Source organism: Streptomyces sp. NPDC107500 (assembly GCF_055582785.1).
In genome coordinates this window covers 442373-465854 of record NZ_JBVJPF010000008.1, presented here as the reverse complement: position 1 = coordinate 465854, position 23482 = coordinate 442373, and the positions used below count along the sequence as shown (strand labels likewise).

Sequence of the window (23482 nt, the reverse complement as noted above, 5' to 3'; positions counted from 1 at the left end):
GGCGGCACACTGCATAGAACACAAGCTTCACGCACACTCCCGTAGAGAGCGGAGACAGGTAACTCATGGCCGCGAACAACCGCCGCATGTCCGGCAAGAAGGGCGCGCAGGTCGGCAGCGGCGGCAAGCGGCGCCGGGGCCTGGAGGGCAAGGGGCCGACGCCTCCCGCCGAGATGCGCAAGGGGCACGCCAAGCAGCGCGCCGCCAACGCGAAGGCGCGCCGCGCCACGGGCCGGCCGCAGCAGCGGCGCGGTGGCGGCCGGTCGACGTCCGAACTCGTCGTCGGCCGCAACCCCGTCTACGAGGCCCTGCGCGAGGGCGTGCCCGCCTCGACGCTCTACGTCCAGCAGTTCATCGACAACGACGAGCGGGTGCGCGAGGCGCTCCAGCTCGCCGCCGAGCGCGGTGGCATCAACCTCATGGAGGCGCCGCGTCCCGAGCTGGACCGGATGACCAACGGACTCAACCACCAGGGTCTCGTCCTCCAGGTCCCGCCGTACGAGTACGCGCACCCCGAGGACCTCGTCGCCGCCGCCCACGACGAGGGCGCGGACCCGCTGATCGTCGCGCTCGACGGAGTGACCGACCCGCGCAACCTCGGAGCCGTCGTCCGCTCCGTCTCCGCCTTCGGCGGCCACGGCGTCGTCGTGCCCGAGCGGCGCGCGGCCGGGATGACGGCCGGTGCGTGGAAGACGTCCGCCGGTACGGCCGCGCGTACGCCGGTCGCCCGCGCCACCAACCTCACGCGCGCGCTGGAGTCGTACCAGAAGGCGGGGATCACGGTCGTGGGTCTCGCCGCCGACGGCGAGGCCGAACTCGGCGACCTGGAGGCCCTGGACGGGCCCGTGGTCATCGTGGTCGGCAGCGAGGGCAAGGGACTGTCCCGCCTGGTCGGCGAGACCTGTGACTTCCGCGTGCGGATCCCGATGCCGGGTGGCGCCGAGTCGCTCAACGCCGGTGTGGCAGCGGGGATCGTCCTGTACGAGGCGGCGCGGCGACGCCGCTGACGTCCGGTCGGCGCGGGGCACGGTGTCCCGCCGGTCGGAGGCCGGCGCAGCCGTGCGAAGCCGCGCAGCGCGCGAGTGCGGCAGAGAAGAGGGGCCGCCGGTGTGGCGGCGGGGATCGTGCTGTACGAGGCGGCGCGGCGACGCCGCTGACGCCGGTGATCGGTGCTTCGGGCGGGGGATGGGTGTTCGGGGCCGTCCCCCACACGGGGTGTTCCGGGTGGTCCGGGCTGGTTTGACGCGGTCCGGACAGATCCGGGCGGTCAAGGCAGTGTCCTAACGACACATCACTCGGTTAGATGAGTGTGGACACCAGAACACCCCGCACACCCACGGGGGACCGCTCGTCGGGATACGACGACGCTCCCGCGTTGAGCATGGTGAAGGTGCCGAGCGATCCGGCCCAGGTCATCGTCAACCACGCGAGCTTCCGCGTGCAGTTCGGTGCCTCCGCCCGGCGGACCCAGTCGCCGCGGATCGCACAGCACTTGAGCGCCACCCAGACCACCCCACGCATCCCCGCCGCCCCGGGCCGTCGCCGGGCCGTGGTGTGGAGCGGACGGTCCGACCCGGACGACACCGGCGCGCACCGGCTGCTCCAGGCGGTGCGGGCGGGAGCCGGGCACCACGTCGAGGACCCGGGGGCCGACGCCGGAGCCACCCAGGTCATCCCCAGGGTCGATCTCGGCGGGGGCCCCCTGGGCTACGACGACTACGACGGCTACGACGGAGGCCCCGCCACCGAGACCCTCGAAACCCCCCTCGTCGGCGCCCAGCGCGGCCCCGTCCCCGAGGGCACCCGGCTGCTGCCCGCCATGCGCACCGTCGGCAGCGCCTACGACGAACCCGCCTACGCCGCCCAGGACTTCGGCCACGGAGAGGGCGAAGACCACGAGGGCCACGACGGCTACGGCGACGACTCGGACGCGGACGAGCCGCGCGGCAGGCGCCGTTCCGACGACCCGGCGCGGCACGCGTACTTCCCCGGCCGCCGCATGAACCTCGGCGTCGTGCTGCTGCCGCTGCGCGTCTTCCTGGGCTTCATCTCGATCTACGCCGGCATGGGCAAGCTCTGCGACCCCGTCTACTTCGACGGCGGCGAACGCGGCTCCATGGTGAAGTGGCTCAACACCCTGCACCCCTGGGACGTCGCCGAGCCCCTGCGCCAGTTCGCCCTGGCGCACCCGGTCGGCGCCGGGCTCGTCATCGCCTTCCTCCAGGTGCTGGTGGGCGTCCTGACCGTGCTGGGCTGCTGGCAGCGCGTGGGCGCCGTCATCGGGGCGGGCCTGTCCGCCGCGCTCCTGGTCACCGTCAGCTGGAAGAGCGTCCCCGTCTACGACGCGCCCGACATCATCTACCTCGCCGCCTGGTCGCCGCTGATCATCGCCGGGGCGCCCGTCTACTCCGTGGACGGCAGACTCGCCGGCAGCGCCTGGCGCCGGCTCGGCCCGCGCGCCGACATCTGGGACCTGCGCCGCTACGTCCTGCGCCGCGGCGCCCTCGTCACCTTCCTGGTCGCCGGTGCGACCCTCCTGGTCGGCTCGCTGCTCGGCGGTGCCGTCCGGGACGCCGACCGCGTGGTCGTCCCCGGCCCCGGCGAGGCCCCGCGCAACGAACTGCCCGGCGCCCCGCTCCCGCAGGAGCCCGGCACGCGCGAGCCGAAGAGCCCGGAGGCCTCCGCCTCGCCCACCCAGGGCGCGACCAGCGGGGCCACCACCCCGTCCACGGGAGCCGCGACCACACCGGGAGCGACCCGGGAGAGCGGCACCACCGGCGGCGGCACGCCCAGCCGTTCCCAGGACACCGGCGGACAGGCCCCGCCGCGGCAGTCGTCCCCGGCGGGCCAGAACCAGGCGCCGACCACCTCGGCCGGACCGACCGCCGGGGGCACCTCGACCGGCTCCGGAGGCTCCGGCGGGACCACCGGCGGCTCCACCGGGGGCTCCGGAAGCGAGGAGGGCGGCGGCTCGTCCTCCACCGGCCAGCCGGGCGGACGCCTCGTGGGCGGCCTCCTGGGGTAGGACAGCGGCCGGAACGCGGCCCACGGGCCCGTGGACACGCCGAGGGGCCCCGCACATCACCGTGCGGGGCCCCTCGGCGTTCGCCCGTGGCGGGGGCGCTCAGCGGCCGCTCAGGGCCGCCAGCTCGCGGGCCGCCTCCGTCAGGTCCTTGGCGGTGTCGATCGCGCGCCAGTAGGAGCCCTGCGGGATCGGGAAGCCGGACAGCCGGCGCTCACGGGCCAGCCTGGGGAACGTGGTCCGCTCATGGTCGCCGCGCTCCGGGAGCATCGCGGCGAAGGCGGACGAGAAGACGTACACCCCGGCGTTGATCTCGAAGGTCGACGGCGGGGCCTCGATGAAGTCGGTGATGTGGCCGAAGCCGTCCGTCTGCACGGCGCCCCACGGCAGCCGCGGGCGGGCCAGGGCGAGGGTCGCGACGGCGTCCCGCTCGGCGTGGAAGTCGGCCATGTCGCGCAGCGAGAAGCGGGTCCAGATGTCGCCGTTGGTGGCGTACCAGGGCTGGTCCGGGTGCGGCAGGTGCGCGGCGGCGTACTTGAGGCCGCCGCCGCGGCCGAGGGGCTCGGTCTCGACGACCGTGGTGACGGAGAGCGGCAGGTCGGCGGTGTCCAGCCACTTCTGGAGCACCTCGGCCAGATGGCCGCAGGAGACCACGACGTCCGTCACGCCCTCGTCGGCGAGCCAGGCGAGCTGGTGGCCGATGATCGGAGTCCCCGTGCCCGGGATCTCGACCATCGGTTTGGGCCGGTCGTCGGTGTACGGGCGCAGCCGGGAACCCTGTCCGCCCGCCAGGACGACGGCTTGAACGGGGCGGCGGGACGCGGCGTTCGGATCGGTCATGCCCGAACTGTACGCGGCGCCCCACCGGCCCCCGAAGCCTCGTCAGCCGTGCGCGGCCAGCACGCCCGAGGCGAAGGCGGTGTCGCAGACGGGACGGGAGTACGACTGGGCACGCGTCGGCCCGTACACCTTGACCGCGGCGCGGCCGAGGGCGCGGGCGATGGACGCGCAGTGGCCGGCCAGCGACGGGCGTTCGTTCACCGCCTCCTGGAGGTGGGTGAGGGCGACGCCCGGGTCCTCCTCCTGGAGCTCGGTCAGCAGCCGGTCGCGCAGCACCTCGTGCGGCGCGCGGGCGACGGTCCGGGAGGAGGATGCCTTGGCCGAGGAGGCCTCCGACGCGGCGAGCACCGAGTCCGAGGGGTCCCCGGACCAGTTGACCCTGGTGACCGCGAGGGTCCCGGAGAGCACCAGGACGACGGGCAGGACGAAGGCGAGAGAGCGGCCGATCCGGTGGGCGGGGCCCCGGCCGCGTCGCGTCTGTCGGGTGGTGGAGTGCTTCACGGAGTGCTTCACGCGAGTGAGGGTAGCGCCCGGTAATGATTTGGCGACATTTAGTCACCCTTTCGGGGGATGAAGAGAAGCCCCGAAGTGGGTAGGGGGTTGACGCGCGGGGAGTGAAAAGTCCGTTCTGCCCGGGTGTTTGTCGACAACGGAAAGTGCCCCGCAGCAGGCCGCGGGGCACTTTTCGTCAACGCGGGTGAAAATCACCCGCGCGAGAACGTTCAGTCGGAGAGGCGCTCGCCCGTGGACGACGAGAACACGTGGGACTCGCCCGGCCGCGGCACCACGTGGACCGTCGCGCCCTTCTCCGGCACCGAGCGGCTGCTGACGCGGACCACGAGGTCCTTCGACTCGCCGCCGACGTCGACCGTGCCGTAGATGTAGCCGTCGGCGCCGGTCTCCTCCACGACGTTCACCGAGACGGCCATGCCGGCCGGAGCGTCCTCGGAGTCCTTCGTCAGGGTCTTGGCCGCGCCGCCGTTCAGCTCGACGACGTCGAAGTGCTCGGGGCGGACGCCGACGGTGACCGTGCGGTCGCCCTTGTCGGAGGCGGCCTTCAGGGCGTCGCGGTTGACCGGGACGACGCTGTTGCCGAACTTCACGCCGCCGTCGGTGATCGGGACCTCGACCAGGTTCATGGCCGGGGAGCCGATGAAGCCGGCGACGAACAGGTTCGCGGGCTTGTCGTACATGTTCCGCGGGGTGTCGACCTGCTGGAGCAGACCGTCCTTGAGGACCGCCACGCGGTCGCCCATCGTCATGGCCTCGACCTGGTCGTGGGTGACGTAGACGGTGGTGATGCCGAGACGGCGCTGGAGCGAGGCGATCTGGGTGCGGGTGGAGACGCGGAGCTTGGCGTCCAGGTTGGACAGCGGCTCGTCCATGAGGAACACCTGCGGCTCACGCACGATCGCGCGGCCCATCGCCACACGCTGGCGCTGACCGCCGGAGAGCGCCTTCGGCTTGCGGTCCAGGTACTCGGTGAGGTCGAGGATCTTCGCGGCCTCCTCGACCTTCTGCCGGATCTCCGCCTTGTTGACGCCGGCGATCTTGAGCGCGAAGCCCATGTTGTCGGCGACGGACATGTGCGGGTAGAGCGCGTAGTTCTGGAACACCATGGCGATGTCCCGGTCCTTCGGCGGCAGGTGCGTCACGTCGCGGTCGCCGATGCGGATGGCGCCGCCGTTGACGTCCTCGAGCCCCGCGAGCATGCGGAGCGAGGTGGACTTGCCACAACCGGAGGGGCCGACCAGGACGAGGAACTCGCCGTCCTCGATGGCGATGTCGAGACCGTCGACGGCGGGCTTGGTGGAACCCGGGTAGATGCGGGTCGCCTTGTCGAACGTAACTGTGGCCATGGTGAATGGGCCCCCTTCTACCGGCAGGAACGTGCCGGACGATCCGTTGTAGGAAGGTGGTGGTGTAGTCCACACGGGTGTAGCTGGCTCAGGACGGTACCCGGCGTTCACCTGGTCTGTCAGTACCTGTGGGCCTGTGAACTTCGCCGAAATTTTCGAATCCCACCGTTCACCGGGCTCTGTGTACAGTGGACCGACCCGCGCGCGCGTGCCGTCGCGCGAGTGCCTCCTTAGCTCAGCTGGTCAGAGCGCCGCTCTTGTAAAGCGAAGGTCGTCGGTTCGAATCCGACAGGGGGCTCGGAGAAGCAGCAGGCCGAAGGCCCCGACACCGCGCGGTGTCGGGGCCTTCGGCCTGCTGTGGGTCCCGCCGGGGGTCAGGAGCGGTTGGCGCTGGACCGGCCGAAGAACTCGATCTCCGCGATGGCGACCTGCTTGTCCGCGGAGGCCGCGTGGGCCGACTCGATGGTGAAGCGGACCTTGGTGACCTCGCCGACGCGGAACGGGCGTCGCTGGCCGCCCGCACCCTGGTCCAGGGTGAGGTCGCGGGTGGTGGTCGACCCGTCCTTCAGGGTGATCGTCGCCTTCACGCGGTGCGGGAGGGCGCTCTCCTTGTTCTTCTCGGCGCGGGTGGAGACGCCGGGCGTGATGATGACGTCCAGCAGGCGGGTGGGCTCGGTGAAGGTGGCCTCGAGCCATTCGCCCTTGCCGGACTGCGAGATGCCCGGACCCCACCAGGTGTTGCTGAGCTGGTCGATGACCAGCTCGGGCTTGTGGCCGGCGTAGGAGTGCGAGGCCGTGATCCGGTCCGGGGAGACCGGGGCGCGCTTGGCGAAGTGGTCGCGGGTGGCCTGGTAGCCGTCCGGGATGTACATGAAGCCGAGGACGGTCAGGGTCACGACCACGACGATGGTGATCCAGGTGCCGATGCGGTCGAAGACCCGGCGCAGGCGCGGCCGGTCGCCGGCCCAGGGGGTCTCGCGGCGGGTGCCGCCGAAGAGCCTGCGCCACCAGGGGGCGCGTACGGCGGCCTGGTCGCCGCCGGCGATCAGGGGCATGGCGCAGCGCGCGCAGTAGTGGCGGTCGGGGCGGTTGGGCGTGGAGCACCACGGGCACGGCGGGCCGTTGGCGATGTCCACGTGGCCGGGGGCGCGGACCTGGGGCCGGTCCGCGTCGGGGCGGCCGGGCAGGACGGGGGCGATGCCGGGGGGCGGCGCCGGAGCCTGCGCCTCCGGGTCGGCGACGGGGACGAGGAGGGAGCGGGCGCGGTCGGACATGGTGTCGGTGAGCGCGTTCGGTGCGGGCACCGGTGCCACCGGGGTGGTGGGGGCGGTCTCGTCCGTGTCGGGGGTGCGGGAGGGCGCCGGGGCCGAGGGGGAGGACGCGGTGGAGGCGGCCGGGGCGGCGTCCGCGTCGGCGGCCCTGCCGGCTCCCGCGGCACCCGCTGCCGCCGCACCCGCTCCTGCCGTGCCCGCTGCCGCCGCGCCGGTGTCCGGCGTGCCGGGGGCGGGCGCGCTCGCCGCGCGGCGCGGCTGCGGCACGGTCGGGCCGTCCTCCGCCTCGCCGGACGGCGCGTCGGCGCCGCCGGGGGCGGTCGCCGTGGCCTGGTGGCCGCCTCCGGCGGGGGCCGCGGGCGGTGCGGCGGCGTCCCGGCCGGCGGCCGAGGCGGTCGCGGGCTGCGCGGTGCGGGCGCCGGCCTGGTCCCAGCGGAGTACGGCGCCGCACGCGTCGCAGAAGGACTGGCCCGGTTCCGCGGGTGTCCCGCACTCGGCGCAGTTCTGCGTGGTCATCTCTCCGGGGTCCTTTCGGAGGCGGTCACTTCGACCGTGTAGGGCATGTGGGCGGGGCGGGCGGCGGCGACCAGGGTGTCCAGGCGATGGGTGTCGCCGGGTCTCGGTGCGGGCAGCCGGAGGGTGACGTGCAGGTGGGGGCGGGGAGCCCCGGGGAACGGGCCGAGGGGACGGGCGTTCCAGTCGGCGCCGCCGCTCTCGCTGATGTCCGGCTCCACGCCGAACGCGAGCCGCACGGCCTCGGACAGGCCCTGCCGGGTCCCCCGTACGCGGTGCAGCCGGGCGGCGGCGGCGACGGCCGCGCGCAGCATGGGCTCGGGTTCGGTGCCGTCGGTCTCGGCGCCGATCCAGCTGCCGAGCCACTGCGCGAAGTCGGCCGGCGTGAGGGCGGGGTCGAAGTAGGTGTCCAGGCAGTCCAGGACGTTGAGGATGGGCGCGAGGACGTCGTCGAGCCCGCCGACGAAGCGCAGCGCGAGGTCGTCGTCGGCGAAGACGGCCGGCAGCATCGTGGCGATGGGCAGCGAGGAGCCGAGTCCGTCGACGGAACCCCGGTGCGACACGGCGGCCGTCACGCGCCGTCCCCGATCACGCGGACCCGGTGGTCGAAGGAGAAGACCAGCGCGGGCGGTTGCAGGTCGATGCGGTCGGTGGGGTCGCCGCGCTTGCCGGTGAGCGGGTCGGCGGGGTGCAGGACGACCTCGTCGACGAGTTCGACGCCGGGCACGCGCTGGAGCACGGCGAAGACCTCGCCGGTCTGCACGGGCCGTCCGAAGGGCCAGCCCCTGCCGTCGGCGCCGCCGGTGAGCGGATCGAGGTGGCGGTAGAGGGCGTCGTGGGCCTGGCGGCGCACCCGGTCGGTGTCGACGCCGCGGAAGGCGTGCACCGTGGCGACGACGGTGACGCCCTGGTAGTAGGGCGGGCCGACGGCCAGGCGGGTGCCGATGAGGCGGCGTTCGTCGAGGTGGCGGGTGATGCGGCCGAGGAGGGCGTCGCCGGGGACGAGCTGCTCGAAGCGGAGCCGTCCGCCCGGGTCGGGCACGGCCTGCGGGACCACGAGGACCCGGACCGCGTAGGCGCCGTGGTCGCCCTCCTCGCCCTCCAGACAAGTGATGCGGGCGGTCTCGGGGGCTGCGCGGCGGGCGAGTTCCTCGTAGTCGCGCAGGGTCACGGCGCGCTCCTGGGCGCGCAGGGTGATCGGCGCCCGGAGCTTGGCCTCCTCGACGGTCTCGCCGTCGACGCCGCCGCGGGCGGCCTCGCGGTTGACGACCTCGGAGACGTACGGGATGGAGGTGCGCAGCACCTGTACGGCGCCGCGGGCCACGTTGCCGGCCCTGCCGCCGCCGGTGCGGTAGCGCAGGGCGCGGATGACGGCGCCCTTGGGAGCGACGCTGCCGTACTGGCGCAGCGTGCCGTCGGCCTCGCGCACGGCGGGGCCGAAGGCGATCTCGCCGGTGGCGGCGTCCAGGGTGATGTGGTGGTCGTCGGGGCGGGAGCCCGCGAAGTGCGGGACGACCTGCCAGTCCTGCCAGCCGTCGTCGTCGGCGGTCTGGAGGAGGACGGGCGGGTCGCCGGCGACGACGGGGAAGTGTTCGAGCCGCAGCCGCTGGCCGGGCAGGCCGGTGGACTCGCCGAGTGCCTCGTCGAGGATGGACTCGGCGTGCACGACGCCGGTGGTGCCGCCGATGGTGTACGCCTCGGCGGCGTGGATGGTCGGCGAGGTGGTGTAGAAGGGCTGGCCGGGCAGCGGGTCGGTGACCCGGCAGCGTATCCAGCCCGCCTCGTGGCCGCCGTTGCGGGACAGGACGTGCCCGCCGGGGATGTGCAGCACGATGTCGCCGGGGCGGTTGAGACCGCCGGTGCCGTCCCGGTCGACCTCGCAGGGCTGCCAGCCGTCCTCCGTCCAGGCCTCCCAGACCAGGGGCGGCTGCCGGGGGTCGACGCCGACACCGTCGACGCGGCTGTCGAGTTCCAGGGCGAGCGCGCAGTGCGGGGTGGCGGCGGTGAGGCCGATGAGCATGCAGTCGCCGGGGCGGGGGGCCTCGGCGAAGCACATCAGGTCCTTGCCCTCGGCGAGGTCCGTGGTCCGGTCGGTGACGGCCTCGCCCTGGTGCTGGACGGCGAGCCGGCTGAGCGAGCAGGGCACGACGGCCAGGTCGCCCTCGGTGGCGAACACGACCGCCTCGTCCCGCTCGGTGCGCAGGGTGGCGACCTCGGAGCCGACCGGCACCAGGATGGTGTCCTCCTGCGGCGCGGACAGCCAGAAGGTGACCTCCGTGCGGGCGGCGGACGGCGGGAAGAGCGTGATGCCGACCAGGTCGAGGAAGGCGAGGTGGTTCTTCTCCGGCACCCGGTTGAGGCGGTAGACGATCTGGTCGGCCATGTGGGCGACCGTCTCGACGAGGGTGACGCCGGGGTCGGAGACGTTGTGGTCGGTCCACTCCGGTGCGCGCTGCTGGATGTAGCGCTTGGCGTCGTCGACGAACTGCTGGAAGCGGCGGTCGTCGAGGTTCGGGGAGGGCAGGGACATCAGAGGCCGCTTTCGGGAGAGCCGGGAAGGCCGGCGGGGCCGGCCGGACTGTCGGGGAGATCCGGCTCGTCGTGGGAGGGGATGACGTAGAACGGGAAGACCAGGCTGCGCGGGTTGTTGGTGCCGCGGATCGAATAGCGCACGTCGATGTAGAGCACGCTCTGGTCGGTGCCGGTGGTGACCTCGACCTCGTGCACCTCGATGCGCGGCTCCCAGCGGTCCAGGCTGGTGTACACCTCGTGCTGGATGCGGCCGGCGGTCTGCTCGTTGACCGGCGCGAAGACGAGGTCGTGGATGGCGCAGCCGAACTCGGGGCGCATCGGCCGCTCGCCCGGGGCGGTGGCCAGGACCAGTTGCATGGCCTCCTCGATCTCCCGCTCCCCGCTGACCAGGGCGATGCCGCCGGTGGGCCCGATGCGCAGCGGGAACGACCAGCCGGAGCCGACGAACTGTTCGGCCATCAGAGGGCCTCCTGCCTTCCTCTTGCGGTGCGTCCGGTCATGCCGGGAGCGGGTACTTGATGGTGTTGACGAAGACGGCACCCATGAGGTCGACCTTGATCGCCTTGATGTTCACGTTGGCCACGGAGGTGACCGACACGAGTCCCGTGGCGGTGAGCGTCATGGCGCCGGTCGCGTTCATGAGCAGGGCCCCCATCGCGCTCACGTTGACCGTGCCGGCCATCGACTTGAGGTTGACCAGGCCCCGTCCCTGGAGGAGGAGCGGTCCGCCGCTCTTCACCGTCACCGAGCGGCGTCCCTCCAGGGTGAGGTCCATGCCCGCCTCCACCGACACCGAGCGGCTGCCGGTGATGCTGACCGAGCCCTTGCTGTCGACGGTGATCTCGGTCTTGGTGCGGTCCAGGTTGATGGTCAGCTTGTCGTTGCCGCTGGCGATCCGGACGCCCTGTTTGCGCATGCCGGTCCGCTGGCTGAGCAGGTCGACGCGGTTGCCCTGGCGGTCGGAGAGGGTGTGCCGGGTGGCCTGCTTCTTCAGACCGTCGTGCAGCGGTACGTCGTTGACCTTGGTCGGCAGGTCGCGGCCGTTGTAGAGCCCGCCGATCACGAAGGGGTGGTCCAGCGCCCCCCGGTCGAAGGCGACCAGCACCTCGTCGCCGACGTCCATCGGGAAGACGCCGCCGCCGCCCTTGCCGCCCAGCTGCACGCTGCGCGCCCAGTCGCTGACGTAGGTGTCGTCCAGCCACGGGAACTGGAGCTTGACCCTGCCCTGCTTGAGGGGGTCCTGCACGTCGGTGACGAGGGCGTTGGCGACGCTGGGCAGCCGCAGCGCGCTCGCGGGGTCCGCGGCACCGGCGCCGCCCGAGGCCAGCCCGTACAGGGAGCGCCACTGGCGTCCGCTGACCGTGACCCAGGACTGGTAGGGCTCGCTGTCGCCGAAGTGGTGGCGCACCGAGGTGACGGTGTACTTGCCCTCGAAGGGCTTGCCGACGTCGCTGAGCGCCACGGGCACGCCGGGCCGCAGGTCGGGGCTGCCCGTCACCGCGATCTCCAGCTCGGCGAAGGAGGACGTGACGTCGGCGGCGAGGGCCTGCGCCGCGTGCCGGACCTCGTCCTGCTTGTCGTAGGGGTTGGCGGTCTCGACGAGCTTGGCGGTCTTGAACTTGCCTGCCGCCTCGCCCGGCGTGGAGCCGATGCTGATGCCCGGGTCGGTGGTGGCGGGCGCGACCTCGGTGATCTTCTTCTTGGTGGTGACGTTCCAGCCCCGCGACTCGACCTTGCCGACCTGGTCGGCGGCGGTCACCGCGGCCCGCAGCCGCTTGATGTCGTGGCGGGCCTGGAGGACGAAGGCGCTCTTGTCGCCGTCCGTCTGCGGGGAGGGCGCACCGGCCGACGGGTTCGGCTTGACGAACCGGAACTTCCCCTTGGCGTCCACGGACATCACCATGTTGTTCTCGTCCGCGAGCCGGGACAGGAAGTCCCAGTCGGTGACGTTGGACTGGCTGATGAACCCGTAGGTGCCCTTCGTCGGCTGGATCCGGCCGATGGAGACGCCGTCCATGGCGGCGAGCTTGCGGGCGATGTCGGAGGCCTTCTGGTTGCGGTACGCGGCCACGCGGCGCTGGCGCACCATGCGGTGCCCGAAGTCGTAGCCGCGGATCACGGTGTAGCTGCCGGTGCCGTCGTAGTCGGCCTCCATCGCCGTGACCTCGCCGGTCAGCAGGGGCTTGCCGACGCCCTGGCCGTCGGCGACCGGGGTGATGACCACCCTGGTGCCGAACTTCACGCCCAGCTTGCCGAGGACCAGGTGGTCGGGGTCGCGGAAGGTGAGGCGGAAGGCCGCGGGCACGTTCATGCCCTGGTCGACCCAGCCGTCGACGAGCATCAGGGCGATGTCGTCGGGCAGTTTCGCCGCACCGATGCGCACCTGGACGATGCTGGAGAACGCGGGACGCACCATCAGTGAGGCACCTCCTCGGTGGCGGGCAGCATGAGTTCGGTGCCCGTCGGCAGGCGGGACGGGTCGTCGATGCCGTTGGCCTCGGCGATCGCGCGCCACGCGTTGGCACTGCCGTACTCCCGCCAGGCCAGCGACTGGAGGGAGTCGCCCGCGACGACCCGGTGCACGCGCTGGGCGGTGAGCGCGCCCGAGGTCGGGTTCTGCCCCTTGGTCGGGCCGGGGATCTCGACCAGGTGCACCTGGCAGGTGGCGCGGATGGGGATGCCGGAGGTGCCGAAGAGGGTGTACGACGCCTCGATGGAGGCGACGTACGCGGTGAACCGGGCCGTGGAGAACGACCCCCACTCGAAGACAACCCAGGGCGGCGACGGCTGGTCGGCGGCGAGGCTCTTGGCGGTCACCTCGCAGCACTTGAGCAGCGACTCGACCTTCTTCAGCACCGTGTTGCCGTTGGGCTTGGTGGAGGAGTCCAGGAAGATCTCCAGCGTCATCTCCCGCGGCTCGGCGCCCATGAACTGCGGCTTCGCGGCCTTGCGCACCGCCGCCGTCGGGGTCGCCTGCCACTGGGTCCGCTGGGTGAGCGACAGTTGGGCCGGGTTGAACTCGAAGCCGAAGGTCCGCATCAGCGCACCGGGCGTGGTGCTCGTGCCGGTGGGGGGCTCGTGGATGGCGAGGTTGGCGCGTACGAGGCTCTTGCCGGCGCCCTTGCTGCCTTTTGCCATGGGTCTTCCTCTCAGTCCCTCGGCGCCGTCAGTCGGTGAAGCCGTGGTGGGCTATCTCAAGGACCTCGTTGGCCACGGCCGGGTTGTTGGGGTCGAGGCTCGGGCCCTGCCAGCTGACGGGCAGTACGTCGATCAGCCCCCACCGGGCGACCAGCGACCCGTCCGCGCGCAGCGCCGAGATCTGCGCGGTGGGCCGGTTGATGCCGGTCTGCACGGAGGAGATCCACTTGGCGACCTTGGCGGTGTCCGGCGTGATGGGCCGGGTCAGCCGGATGTTGGAGAAGGACACGCGGGTGGGCAGCTGCCACACGAAGCCGTTGTTGCCGCCCTCCTGCCGCTGCTCGATCTCCACCTGGGACGACAGGCCCTCGCACCCGTTGAAGTAACCGAGGCTCTCGCCGTCGATGGCGAGGCTGAAGAAAACCGTGGAGCCCGGATCCTTGCGGGACATCGCGAGTGGGCCTTTCTGTCGGGTGTGCTGGGGAGGTCGCCGGTCAGCGGGGGTCGCGCAGTCTGCCGATCCGTTCACGGTCCATGCGCAGTTCGGTGCGCACGAGGCGGGTGACGCGGCCGATGATCCGGTTCACCAGCGCGTCGAGCTGGAACTCGGTGAGCTGGTTCGGGTCGAGCCCGCCCTCCGGGACGCTCGTGTATCCGGGCGGCGGCTCCGACGCCTCCGGACGCCGGGCGGAACCGGCCGACTGGGCGGGCGGGTCGTTCGGCGGGGGCGTGGGGCTGTAGGCCGGGGGCGGGTCGTCCGGCGGTGCCTGCTGTGACGATCCCTGGGTCCGGTTGAGCGGGAGGATCGCGGCGTGCGCGGCCGCGGCGGCGAGGGTGCGGGTGGTGCGGCCCCGGCTGAGGCCGAAGAGGCGCTGCACCGGGGGAGCGGAGGTGGTGTCCGTGGCCGGGGCCGGCTGCGGGGCGGGCGCGTGCAGCGGGGTGGCCGGGGCCGGCGGGGGAGGGGTCAGGGGTGCCACGGGGAGCGGCGTGGCGGTGGCGGTGGCCGCGGGCGCCGTGGGCCGGCGCAGCGGGACCGCCTTGGCGGGCACGGGGCGGCCGGCCGCGGCGCGCTGGACGGTCGGGCCGGCCGCGACGGGCAGCGACGGCGACGAGGGGGCGGGGGCGGCCGGTGCCGGGGCCGGGGACGAGGAGCCCGGGGAGGGGAGCGGGGAGGCGGTGGTCGGGAAGGGCGTCGGCGTCGGCGCGGCGACAATCGGCGCGGCCCCGGTCACGGCCGGAGGGGGCGTGGTGAACGTCGGCGCGGTCGTCGTGGTGACGGGCGCGGTCGTCGTGACGATGGGCGGCGCGAGCGGGGCGACGGCCCGCTGGACCGGCGGGTCCGTACGGCCGCCGGTGAGCGGGGCGTTCGAGGCCGGTGCCGGGGCCGGGGTGATCGGGGTGGTGTCCGAGGGCGGCGTGGTGAGGGGCGCGCCGAGGGAGGAGCGACGCGAGACGGGGACCGACGGAGAGGGAGCCGAAGGGCCCTGGGCCGCGGGGGGCGCGGGCGCCTGCGGGGCGGTGGAGGGGAGCGCGCCCGGGCGTACGGCATCGGCGGGCTTGGCCATGGTGGGGGCGCCGAGACCCGGACGGCGCGTGGTGGCGCTGCGCTGCACCGGGCGGGCGGTGGCCACCGGCGGGGTCGTCCCGGGCCGGGCCGGCGTCGCGGGGGCGGACGGGCCGGGCGATCCGGCCTGGCCGGTGGAACTCGTCGCGGAGCGCGGGCCCGGGGCCGACGCGGGCGCCGGGTCCCCGGCGGAAGTCTGCGGCTGCGGTGTCCCGAGGGCGCGCTGCACCGGGGGTTGCGTCGTGCCGGACGGTATCGACGTGTTCGTGGCGCGCTGGACCGGGGGGACGGCCTGGGAAGGCTGGGCGGGCTGTTCGGTTCTGGGTGCCGTGGGGCTGCCGGAGGCCGCCGCGCTCCGCTGGACGGGAGGCTGCTGGGCGCCGGTCGGGGTGCTGGGACGGGCGGCGGGCTCGGGCTGCCGGTTCGCGGGCGGGGGCGTCGGGGACGGCCGCTGGGCCGCGGTGGGCCCGTCGCCGGTGCCCGTCGGCCGTGCGGCGGCGGGTGTTGCCGTACTGCCTTTGCCGGGCGCGCGGTTGACGGGGCCCGCGGCACGCTGGACCGGTGGGGCGGGGGGCGCGGCGGCGGGTGCCGCGGGGGCGGGCCGGGTGACGGCTCGCTGGACCGGGGTGCCGCTCGGCGCGGTGCGCTCGGGTGCCGACGGCGTGCGGTCGGTGGCGCCGGAGGGGCGGTCCTGCGGGGCGGTGCTCCGCTGGGCCGGTGCCCCGGGCGCCGGGCCGCCGCTCGCCGGGGTCGATTCCGGTGAGGGGGACGCCGTGGGCGTGGGCGTGCCGCCGGTCCGGGGCGCGGGGTTGGCCGGGGCGGAGGAGGCGCGCTGTGCGGAGCCGCCGGTCGTAGCGCGGTCGGCGCGGGACGCGGGGGCGGAGCGGGAACCGGCGGAGGCGGGTGTGGCCGGGGGCACCGCTCGCTGCACCGGGAGGTCGCCGGCGCCGCTCGGTGCGCTGCCGGACCGGGGTACGGCCCGCTGCACCGGCGTGTGCGGCGCCGCGTCGGCGCCGGGGGCGGACGGGGCGTCCCCGCCGGGACGGGAAGCGCCGGAACCGGAGTTGGCGCGGGAGGGCGCCTCGGTGCGGGGGTGCTGCTCCGGCACCGCCCGCTGCACGGGGGAACCGGTCGTCGTGGGCTCCGGTGCGGCGGCGGACCGGCGCTCACCGGGGTCGGCGGCCCCGGCCGCACGGGCGGGGTCGGGACGGCCGGCCGGTGCCGGGCCGGACTGGGGCACGGCCCGCTGCACCGGCGCACCGGACACCGTGCCGCCGCCGGACCGCGAGGAGGCGCCCTGGGGCGAAGTGGCCGAAGAGGTCGGAGCGGCCGGAGAGGGCGAAGTGGCCGAAGAGGTCGGAGTGGCCGGAGGCGTCGGCGGTGTGGCGGCCGGTGCGGTCGGCGTACCGGCCGACGCGCCCTTGCCCGGCGCCGGGGCCGCCCGGTTCGGCCGAGGTGACGCGGCCCGCTGGACCGGCGTGCCGGAGGGGGCACCGCCGGTAGGCGCGGGGTTGGTCGGACTGCCCGAGGCCCGCGTCGCACGCCGCGCCGGAGGAGCGGGCGGGCGGTCCGGCGTACCGGAGGCCACGCCGTCGCCGGACGGCGAGGACGAGCCGCGCACCGGGGCGTTGGAGGCCGCGGAGTCGCCGGAAGAGGCGGGCGGACGGGGAACCGACCGCTGGACGGACGGGTTGGCCGGGGTGTCGGTCGCGGCCGGGCCCTGCTGCTGCGGGCGCACGGCGCGTTGCACCGGGGATGCCGGGGGCGCCACGGGCGGCGTGGCCGCGGCGTCGCCGCCGGAATCGCCGGGATCGGGGGCCGGGGCGGCGGAGCCGGCCGGTGCCGAGCCGGGTTCCGCTCGGTCGCCGGCACCGGACGAGGGTGCCGTTCCGGAGGACTTCGGCGGGGCGTCGGCGGTCCGGCGGGCCGAGGGCAGGGCGCGGCGCTGCACGGCCGGCGACCCGGACGGGGCCTTGGTCAGCGGTTGCCGCGGGCGCGGCGGCGCGGGCGGCACCGGTGTCACACGGACACCACGGGCCGCATGCGGCGAGGGGTTCACGGGTGCCGCGGACGACGTGGACGACGCGGACCCGGTCGAGCGCGACCGCTGGACCGGCGTGGCCGGGGCGGCGGGCGCGGGCGACGACGGGGCCGGTCCACCGCCGCGCGCACTCGGCGCGGCGGGAGCACCGCCCCTCGCGCCCGGACGCGCCGACGGACCGGGGGACGCCCCCGCGCGCGCACCCGGCACGGCGGGACCGGCCGACCGCGTCCCCGGCGCCTGAGCCGTGGAAGCCGTCGGTGCCGGGGTGTCCGCCGGTATCGCCCGCAGCGGGGCGACCGGCATGCGCTGCACCGGCGGTGCGGCGGACGGCGAGGCCGACGGCCGTGACCGCGAGGGGGGTTCGAGACCGGCCGCCGGGCGGGACGGCGTGCCGACCGCGCCGGACAGCATGCCGTCGCCCGACGCGGGGTCGAGGACCGCGGGGGACGGCGCCCCCGTGAACGACGGGTTCTGCCACGTCGGAAGGCGGCCGCCGAACCCGGCGTCCGCCACTCCCGTACGGGCCGTACCCGTCGCCCGCTGGATCGGCGGCAGGCCCGTCCAGGCGGCGACGGCCACGGGTGCGGGAGCGGGCGCGGGCGTGACACTCCCGCCCGTGCTGCTCCCGCCCGGGTCCGTACCCGGGTCGGTACCCGGGGGTTCGGGCGGGGGCGTGGTCCCGCCCCCGCCGACGCCGTCCCGACGGCCCCGCAGCCGGTCCAGGAATCCCACGATCAGCCCTCCGCCATGCCACGCGTCACGAGGGACGCGATCTGGTCCGTGTACCGGCGGCGGTCCTGGTGCTCCAGGTCCAGGATCGCCTCCAGGCCCCAGTGGAAGTGGTAGGCGACGTACGCGATCTCCTCATGCAGCCGGTCGGTCGCGTACGTCACGATTCCCCCAGGCGGCTCCCGCCGAGTTCCACCTCGAAGGGCTCCGAGCAGTGCGGGCACTCGACGGCCGCGCGGGTGTGCCCCTCCGCGTTGATCTGGCGGTAGAAGTCCTGGAGGAACGCCAGATCGGAGGCGAACATGTTCTCCACGATCCCGTCGTGCACCATCGACAGCGTGCCCAGCCGGGTGATGACCCGGCCGAGCAGCACCACCGACAGGTACGCCGGGTTCTCCTGCACGCGCACGTCGCGCAGCGGGATCAGCTCGTCCCGGGCCGTCGACAGGCGCATCACACCGTCCCGGTGGACCGTGCCCGACTCGTCGACGTACCCGCGCGGCAGCTCGAAGGGGAACTCGGTGCGCAACTGCTGCCGAGGCGCCGTCGCGGCCGGTGGCTCCGCGGGTGCGGCGGCGGGAGCCGAACGGGGGAAGTCCGCTCCCACCGCCGCGGTCTGAGGGGCCTCGGGGGCCGCAGGCGCCCCGCCGGCCGCACGCCGCATTATTCGACGACCAGTTCTTCGAACACGATGGTGACCGTCTCGGTCAGCGCGGAGGTGTCGCCCGCCTTCACCGTGCTCGCGTCGATCTTGCTGCACCAGGCGTTGCGGAGGTTGTACCGCTTCACCGGGTTGTCCTCGTAGTCCATGAGGATGATGGAGGCGTTCTTGCGCGCCGTGCTCATCCGGCCGTTCATGGAGTCGTTGATCCACTGGTTGAACGACGAGGACTGGGTCATACCGCGCACGACGGTGCACTGCCCGTCCTTCTTGTTGCCCGGCAGAACGGCCGTCTCCGCCTTGCCGGTGGCGCTGTTGTTCTGCGGGTACTTGATGACGTCCTGTTCCTGCGAGAGGCCGCTGACCTCGGCGAGGTACTCGACCATCACTCCGTCGATCTGGAGGCCGAAGTTGTTCGCTGTGAGGGAGTCACCCGGCATGAGTGCCATTGGTTCGCTGTCCTTCTAGGTGTCTGAGTGAAAGGAAGAGGCGGGCGGTGCGGAGGGGCTCAGGACGCGGGTCCTACTCCTCCAGCTCACCGCTGCCGCTCGAGAACTGGGCCAGCCGGAAGATCACGAACTCGGCGGGCTTGACCGGCGCGATGCCGATCTCGCAGATGACCCGGCCGAGGTCGACCGACTCCGGCGGGTTGGTCTCCTCGTCGCACTTGACGTAGTAGGCCTCTGCCGGGCTCTGGCCGAAGAGGGCACCGCTGCGCCACTCGTTGACCAGGAACGCGGACACGTTGCGGCGGATGCGGGCCCAGAGGTTGTGGTCGTTCGGCTCGAACACCACCCACTGGGTGCCGATCAGGATCGACTCCTCCAGGTAGTTGAAGTACCGGCGGATGTTCAGGTAGCGCCACGCCGGGTCGGAGGAGAGGGTGCGCGCACCCCAGACGCGGATGCCGCGGCCGGGGAAGGAGCGGATGCAGTTGACGCCGATCGGGTTGAGCAGGTCCTGCTCGCCGCGGGTGATCTGCAGCTCCAGGTCGACGGCGCCGCGCACGACCTCGTTGGCGGGCGCCTTGTGCACGCCGCGCTCGGAGTCGTTGCGGGCCCAGATGCCGGCGACGTGGCCGCTCGGCGGGACCAGGCGGGACTGGCCGGTCGCCGGGTCGAAGGACTTGATCCAGGGGTAGTACAGGGCGGCGTACTTGGAGTCGTAGCCGGCCGTCTCCTGGCGCCAGACGCGGATCTGACGGGCGTTCTGGCCGGGCGGCGGGTCGATGATGGCGACGCGGTCGCCCATCAGCTCGCAGTGGGCTATGAGACCGAGCTGGACGGCCTTGACGGACTCCAGGTCGATCGCGCCGCGCTGGTAGGCGGCCATCAGGTCGGGCACCGCGACCATGGAGATCTCGTCGATCGCCTCCAGGCCACCGAAGCCGGTGCGGTCCGAGGAGTCGCCGAGGTACTGGGCCGGGCCGGGGTGCGCGCTCTCGGCCTGCTCGACCGGGACGGCGGGGGCGGCGGACGGCGGCGCGGGCAGCGTCAGGGTCTGGTTCTCCGGACGGGCCAGCTGCGCGGACGGCGCGGCCTCGGTCACGGTGATGAGCTTGGAGCGCTCCTTGACCTGGGTGACGACGTAGGAGCGGTTGCCCTTCTTGGCGCTCACGTCGAAGGTCTCGACGGCCTTCTCGCCGTCCTTGACGATCAGCTTGAAGCGCTCGGCGGGGCCCTCGCCCTCGGGGTCGGCGACCTCGACGGTCAGCGGGCCGGTCTGGCCCTCGCCGGTGGCCGTCACGGCGAACGTGCCGAGCTGCTTGGGCTCGGCGGCGGGCAGTGCGGCCTTGGCGGCGCTGCCGGTGACGGCGGCGGGCGCGGCGGAACCGTCCGTGGCGTCGCCGGCCGCGTCCTCGGCCGAACCGCCGACGCGGACCACGTAGGCGGCGGAACCGCCGTTGTTGAAGAACCCGTAGACGGAGTGCGCGAGGTAGTACCCGCCGGTGAAGTCACCGAACGCCGCGACGTACTGCGTCCAGTTGGTCACCAGCGTGGGCTCGTTCAGCGGGCCGGACGGGGCGAGACCGACGAAGGCCGCCACCGAGGTGCCCACCCCCTCGATCGGGCGCGAGCCGCTGGCCACCTCCTCGACGTAGACGCCGGGCGACAGGTAGGACGGCATGCTCTGCTCTCCTCGGGGTACGAGACAGGACGCCCCCCAGCTTCACGCGCGCGTTGCCGCCGTCGAAACGTCCTCGGGGGCCGGTCCAGGGGCATGCCCGCTGCCCCCTCTCGTGCCCCTTGGGGCAGAGTCGTCGCCCTTCTCTGTGGAATGCGGCCATTTTTGCTTCAACATCTTGTGTTGAGTGTCAGTTGGCCAGGATGTCACCCCAGGTTCACGAGGAGGAGTTGTCCGTGCCGGACCGCTTGCACGAAACGCAGACCCCTCGCACGGACAAGGCAACGCCGGCCCGGAGCCTCCCTCGGCAGACGCAGCCTTCCATGGCCTCTTTGCAGGCCCAAGCGGGCAACAGGGCCGTGGCCGAGGTGGTCCAGCGCTCGGGCAGCGCGGACCTGCTGACCGGCCGCCCCCGGTCGAACTCCGCTCCGGCCGACCTGCGGGGTGCCGCCGCCTCACGGGAGCTGGCCGAACAGGAGGAGCAGCGTCGCCGGGTGGGAGCGGTGAGCGCGGAGGCGGCCGCGGCGGGTCGCCGGCGGCCGGAGGTGGCGGCCGAGCGGCGGCGCCGGGTGGGGGCGGTGGCGGCGCAGGCGGCGGCTGAGGGCCGCCGGCGGGAGGAAGTGACGGAGGCGCACCGGCAGGTGGGCGCGGAGGCGGCCGCGGCGGGTCGCCGGAGGCCCGAGGCGGCGGCCGAGCGGCGGCGGCGGACGGCGGCGAGGATGAACGCGGTCGCGGCGGTGCACGGGCAGGCGGAGGAGGCCGCACGCCGTCGGCAGGGGGCGGTGACGGAGGTGGAACCGGCCCCGCCGGAGCCGGTGGTGGCCGAGACGGAGCAGGTGGTGGCCCCCGCCGAGCAGGTCGTGGCCGAGGAGGCGCCGGCGGCCGAAGAGGCGCAGGTCGTCGCCGAAGAGGAACGGGCCGCGGTGGAGGAGGAGCGGGAGGCGGCCGAGGAGCAGCGGAGCCAGGAGGAAGTGGAGCAGCGCCGACGCGGGCTGCGGCAGCGCCTGGCCGCCACCGGGGCGAAGCTCGGCCGGGTCAGCGAGAAGATCAACCAGCTCCTAGGCACCGAGGCCAAGGCCGACAAGTCCAAGAAGGTCCTCGACACACCGGACACGATGGCCACCCGCGTCAACGCGCCGACCGAAGCCGGTGTGAGGACGCAGGCGAAGGCCACGTCGGACACCGGCGAGATGCAGACCACCGCGGTCATGGGACAGGTCGGCAGCGGCATCAACTTCGTCACCGACGCCCTGGGCGTCATCAACGACCTGCGCACCCTGAACACCGCGCGCAAGAGCCGGAACGACACCGGTCCGGCCTCCCACAAGTCCAGGAAGGACATGAAGGGGAAGCCGCTCGGCGTGGCGTCGAGCGGCAGCATGGTCGTCGGTGACCTGAGCAGCATGGCCAACGCCGCGGTGAAGAACTCCGGCAACCTGAACGGGGTGACCGCCCTCGGAGAGGTGACCGGCGGTGCCACCGTGGCCTTCTCCATGATCGCGGTGCTCCGGGAGATCCCCGCGGTCTGGAAGACGTACCAGAAGAAGAGCCGGCTCAAGGCCCTCGACCTGGAAGCCCCGGACGCGGCGCCCAGGGCGGCGGACATGCTCCAGGACGTCCTCGACCAGTTGGGCAGGGCGCAGGCGCGGCTGGGCGAGGCGACGGCCGAGCGGACGCCGGGGACCGAAACGGAGATCGCCGACTTCACGGCCCAGGTCGCCCGCCTCAACGGCCAGTTGCAGGCCGAGATCGTCGGGCTGCGCCAGTACGCCCGCCACAAGCAGCACACCAAACTGGCCAAGCGCGTCACCAACCTGGGCGGCAACTCGGTGCGGACCGCGGCCGGCGGCCTGGCGATCGCGGCCGCCGCCGGGGCGGTCAGCGGTCCGGCGGCACCCGCCGTGGCCGGTGTGGCCGCGGCCTTCCTGCTCGGCAACGCCCTCTACAAGGGGGCCAGGGCGGGCTCCAACCGCTATGTCGAGGCCCGGCATCCCGACCGGTGGGCCCGGCCGACGCTGGCGCAGGACGAGAACGAGGCGGAGCGGACGGAGGGTGCCGGGACGGCAGGTGTCCGACGGCGCGACGCCGTCGCGGAGTTCTTCAAGGTGACGAAGTCCGTCAAGCAGGGCGAGCGCCACCACATGGCGCAGAAGCTCTACGCGCTCGCGGCCGGGCCGGAGGTCCGCGTGGGCAGGGACGTTCCGGAGGAGATTCGCCGGTCGGCGCGCGCGCTGCTCGTGGTCCTCAAGGCGGGCCCGGACCAGCACCACCAGTCGGAGGAGGAGTGGACGGCCTCGCTCAACGACCCGGCGCAGCAGGGGGCCTGGGAGAAGGAGATCACGAATCAGCTCTCCTCGGCCTGATCGGCCGCCTGCCCTCAAGCCTGCCCTCACGGCCGTTGCGCCGGGCGGCCGGTCCGGGTAGACCTGCGAGAGTCCCGTCCTGTGCCGAGCCACCATCTGCCGAGGGAGCGCTGTGCGCGCACACGAGAACCAGGCCGACCAGCGGGCCGGTGAGAAGAGTCCGGTCCGCCGCGCCTCCCCGCTCGGCACCACGGCCGAGCGGATGCTGACCCTCCAGAACCAGGCCGGGAACGCGGCGGTGAGCAGTGTCGTCCAGCGCCGCTTCGACGAGGAGCAGCATCAGCACGGCGCCGGCTGCGGGCACGACGGGATCGACGACAGGAGCCCGGAGGGGCAGAGCCAGCTCCTGGCCGCCGCCAAGGAGACGCCCTCCTCGTCGCTCCCCGGGTCGTTCCTCGCCAAGGCGACGTCGTTCTACCAGAACCCGAAGATCGCCGAGGGTCGCGTTCACAGCGACCCGATCGCTCAGCGTGCGACGGCGGCCATGGGGGCCGAGGCCATGACGATCGGCATGGACGTGTACCTCGGCCCGTCCGCCATCGGCAACGAGGGGATCCTCGCCCACGAGGCCAGCCACCTCGACAAGAACAGCAAGGGCATCAAGGAAACGGGAGTCAACAACGGCGCCGGCCCCTCCCACACGGATCCCGGGCAGGGCTCCGAGGTCGCGGCGGTGGCCGACAGCGCGGCCTTCGAGTCCGGCGTCGACGTCGCCCCGTCCGTCGTCGCCCAGCGGTCCGCCGAGGAAAGGGACTAGTTCCCGTCCCTCGCCGGTCGGCCCGTCGGGGCAACGTGCCCTGCCCTGAAAGCCCCTGACAGCCC

20 protein-coding genes and 1 tRNA gene are annotated in these 23482 nt (G+C 73.7%); 6 read left to right on the top strand and 15 right to left on the bottom strand.

Annotated elements, in window-relative coordinates; translation table 11 throughout:
* Positions 1-65: 65 nt before the first annotated feature.
* The gene (gene rlmB / locus ACZ67M_RS31340) at positions 66-1007 is read left to right on the top strand and encodes a 23S rRNA (guanosine(2251)-2'-O)-methyltransferase RlmB (RefSeq protein WP_361366507.1); all 942 of its coding nucleotides are present in this window, start codon (positions 66-68) and stop codon (positions 1005-1007) included.
* Positions 1008-1303: 296 nt separating this feature from the next.
* Positions 1304-3025 (top strand): DoxX family protein, encoded by a 1722-nt coding sequence (locus tag ACZ67M_RS31335; protein ID WP_361366510.1) that lies wholly within the window; start codon positions 1304-1306, stop codon positions 3023-3025.
* Between the two features lie 99 nt (positions 3026-3124).
* Here the strand turns inward: ACZ67M_RS31335 and ACZ67M_RS31330 are convergent, their stop codons facing one another.
* From ACZ67M_RS31330 to msiK, 3 genes are all read right to left on the bottom strand, one after another.
* Complete coding sequence (locus tag ACZ67M_RS31330) at positions 3125-3862, bottom strand: nucleotidyltransferase family protein (RefSeq protein WP_122621068.1); 738 nt, start codon at positions 3860-3862, stop codon at positions 3125-3127.
* Positions 3863-3904: 42 nt separating this feature from the next.
* Positions 3905-4363, bottom strand: coding sequence for a hypothetical protein (locus tag ACZ67M_RS31325; protein ID WP_161326221.1), 459 nt, complete (start codon positions 4361-4363; stop codon positions 3905-3907).
* A gap of 221 nt (positions 4364-4584) precedes the next feature.
* Positions 4585-5721 carry a diacetylchitobiose ABC transporter ATP-binding protein MsiK gene (msiK, locus tag ACZ67M_RS31320; protein ID WP_122621067.1) on the bottom strand — a complete coding sequence of 379 codons (1137 nt, stop codon included), beginning with the start codon at positions 5719-5721 and terminating at the stop codon, positions 4585-4587.
* Between the two features lie 224 nt (positions 5722-5945).
* Here msiK and ACZ67M_RS31315 point away from each other — a divergent pair.
* Positions 5946-6019: transfer RNA gene (locus ACZ67M_RS31315), tRNA-Thr, on the top strand.
* A 76-nt stretch (positions 6020-6095) separates the two neighbouring features.
* Here the strand turns inward: ACZ67M_RS31315 and ACZ67M_RS31310 are convergent.
* The 8 genes from ACZ67M_RS31310 to ACZ67M_RS31275 are packed head-to-tail and all read right to left on the bottom strand — an operon-like array spanning position 6096 to position 14806.
* Positions 6096-7508 carry a zinc ribbon domain-containing protein gene (locus ACZ67M_RS31310; RefSeq protein WP_450738461.1) on the bottom strand — a complete coding sequence of 471 codons (1413 nt, stop codon included), beginning with the start codon at positions 7506-7508 and terminating at the stop codon, positions 6096-6098.
* The gene (locus ACZ67M_RS31305) at positions 7505-8068 is read right to left on the bottom strand and encodes a phage tail protein (protein WP_385804090.1); all 564 of its coding nucleotides are present in this window, start codon (positions 8066-8068) and stop codon (positions 7505-7507) included. The genes ACZ67M_RS31310 and ACZ67M_RS31305 overlap by 4 nt, the downstream gene beginning before the upstream one ends.
* 8 nt (positions 8069-8076) lie before the next feature.
* A complete protein-coding gene (locus tag ACZ67M_RS31300; protein WP_361366519.1) occupies positions 8077-10035 on the bottom strand; it encodes a putative baseplate assembly protein in 1959 nt (652 codons plus the stop codon).
* A complete protein-coding gene (locus tag ACZ67M_RS31295; protein ID WP_125495519.1) occupies positions 10035-10496 on the bottom strand; it encodes a GPW/gp25 family protein in 462 nt (153 codons plus the stop codon). Before ACZ67M_RS31295 ends, ACZ67M_RS31300 begins: the two co-directional genes overlap by 1 nt.
* Positions 10497-10533: 37 nt before the next feature.
* A complete protein-coding gene (locus ACZ67M_RS31290) occupies positions 10534-12453 on the bottom strand; it encodes a VgrG-related protein (RefSeq protein ID WP_361366523.1) in 1920 nt (639 codons plus the stop codon).
* Complete coding sequence (locus tag ACZ67M_RS31285) at positions 12453-13175, bottom strand: CIS tube protein (protein WP_125495521.1); 723 nt, start codon at positions 13173-13175, stop codon at positions 12453-12455. The genes ACZ67M_RS31290 and ACZ67M_RS31285 overlap by 1 nt, the downstream gene beginning before the upstream one ends.
* A 28-nt stretch (positions 13176-13203) precedes the next feature.
* Positions 13204-13626 (bottom strand): phage tail protein, encoded by a 423-nt coding sequence (locus ACZ67M_RS31280; RefSeq protein WP_161328098.1) that lies wholly within the window; start codon positions 13624-13626, stop codon positions 13204-13206.
* 43 nt (positions 13627-13669) lie between these two features.
* Positions 13670-14806, bottom strand: coding sequence for a hypothetical protein (locus tag ACZ67M_RS31275; protein WP_469853740.1), 1137 nt, complete (start codon positions 14804-14806; stop codon positions 13670-13672).
* On the opposite strand from ACZ67M_RS31275, the gene ACZ67M_RS31270 reads away from it, so the two are divergent.
* On the top strand, positions 14769-17024 hold the full coding sequence (locus ACZ67M_RS31270; RefSeq protein WP_469853739.1) for a DNA polymerase III subunit gamma/tau domain-containing protein: 2256 nt from the start codon (positions 14769-14771) through the stop codon (positions 17022-17024). The two genes, ACZ67M_RS31275 and ACZ67M_RS31270, sit on opposite strands and share 38 nt — an antisense overlap.
* Before the next feature lie 493 nt (positions 17025-17517).
* On the opposite strand, the gene ACZ67M_RS31265 is transcribed toward ACZ67M_RS31270, so the two are convergent.
* The 4 genes from ACZ67M_RS31265 to ACZ67M_RS31250 all read right to left on the bottom strand — a co-directional run bounded on the left by ACZ67M_RS31265 (position 17518) and on the right by ACZ67M_RS31250 (position 20300).
* Positions 17518-17676: a DUF6760 family protein gene (locus ACZ67M_RS31265; protein ID WP_185832758.1), complete on the bottom strand. Its 159-nt coding sequence runs from the start codon at positions 17674-17676 to the stop codon at positions 17518-17520.
* Positions 17673-18176, bottom strand: a complete 504-nt coding sequence (locus tag ACZ67M_RS31260; RefSeq protein ID WP_469853738.1) for a hypothetical protein — start codon at positions 18174-18176, stop codon at positions 17673-17675. Before ACZ67M_RS31260 ends, ACZ67M_RS31265 begins: the two co-directional genes overlap by 4 nt.
* Complete coding sequence (locus ACZ67M_RS31255; RefSeq protein WP_125495634.1) at positions 18176-18622, bottom strand: phage tail protein; 447 nt, start codon at positions 18620-18622, stop codon at positions 18176-18178. Before ACZ67M_RS31255 ends, ACZ67M_RS31260 begins: the two co-directional genes overlap by 1 nt.
* Positions 18623-18695: 73 nt before the next feature.
* On the bottom strand, positions 18696-20300 hold the full coding sequence (locus ACZ67M_RS31250) for a phage tail sheath subtilisin-like domain-containing protein (protein WP_385804084.1): 1605 nt from the start codon (positions 20298-20300) through the stop codon (positions 18696-18698).
* A gap of 320 nt (positions 20301-20620) precedes the next feature.
* Here ACZ67M_RS31250 and ACZ67M_RS31245 point away from each other — a divergent pair, with 320 nt between their 5' ends.
* Complete coding sequence (locus tag ACZ67M_RS31245; RefSeq protein WP_469853737.1) at positions 20621-22660, top strand: hypothetical protein; 2040 nt, start codon at positions 20621-20623, stop codon at positions 22658-22660.
* Positions 22661-22772: 112 nt separating this feature from the next.
* On the top strand, positions 22773-23417 hold the full coding sequence (locus ACZ67M_RS31240) for an eCIS core domain-containing protein (protein WP_392015908.1): 645 nt from the start codon (positions 22773-22775) through the stop codon (positions 23415-23417).
* Positions 23418-23482: the final 65 nt, after the last annotated feature.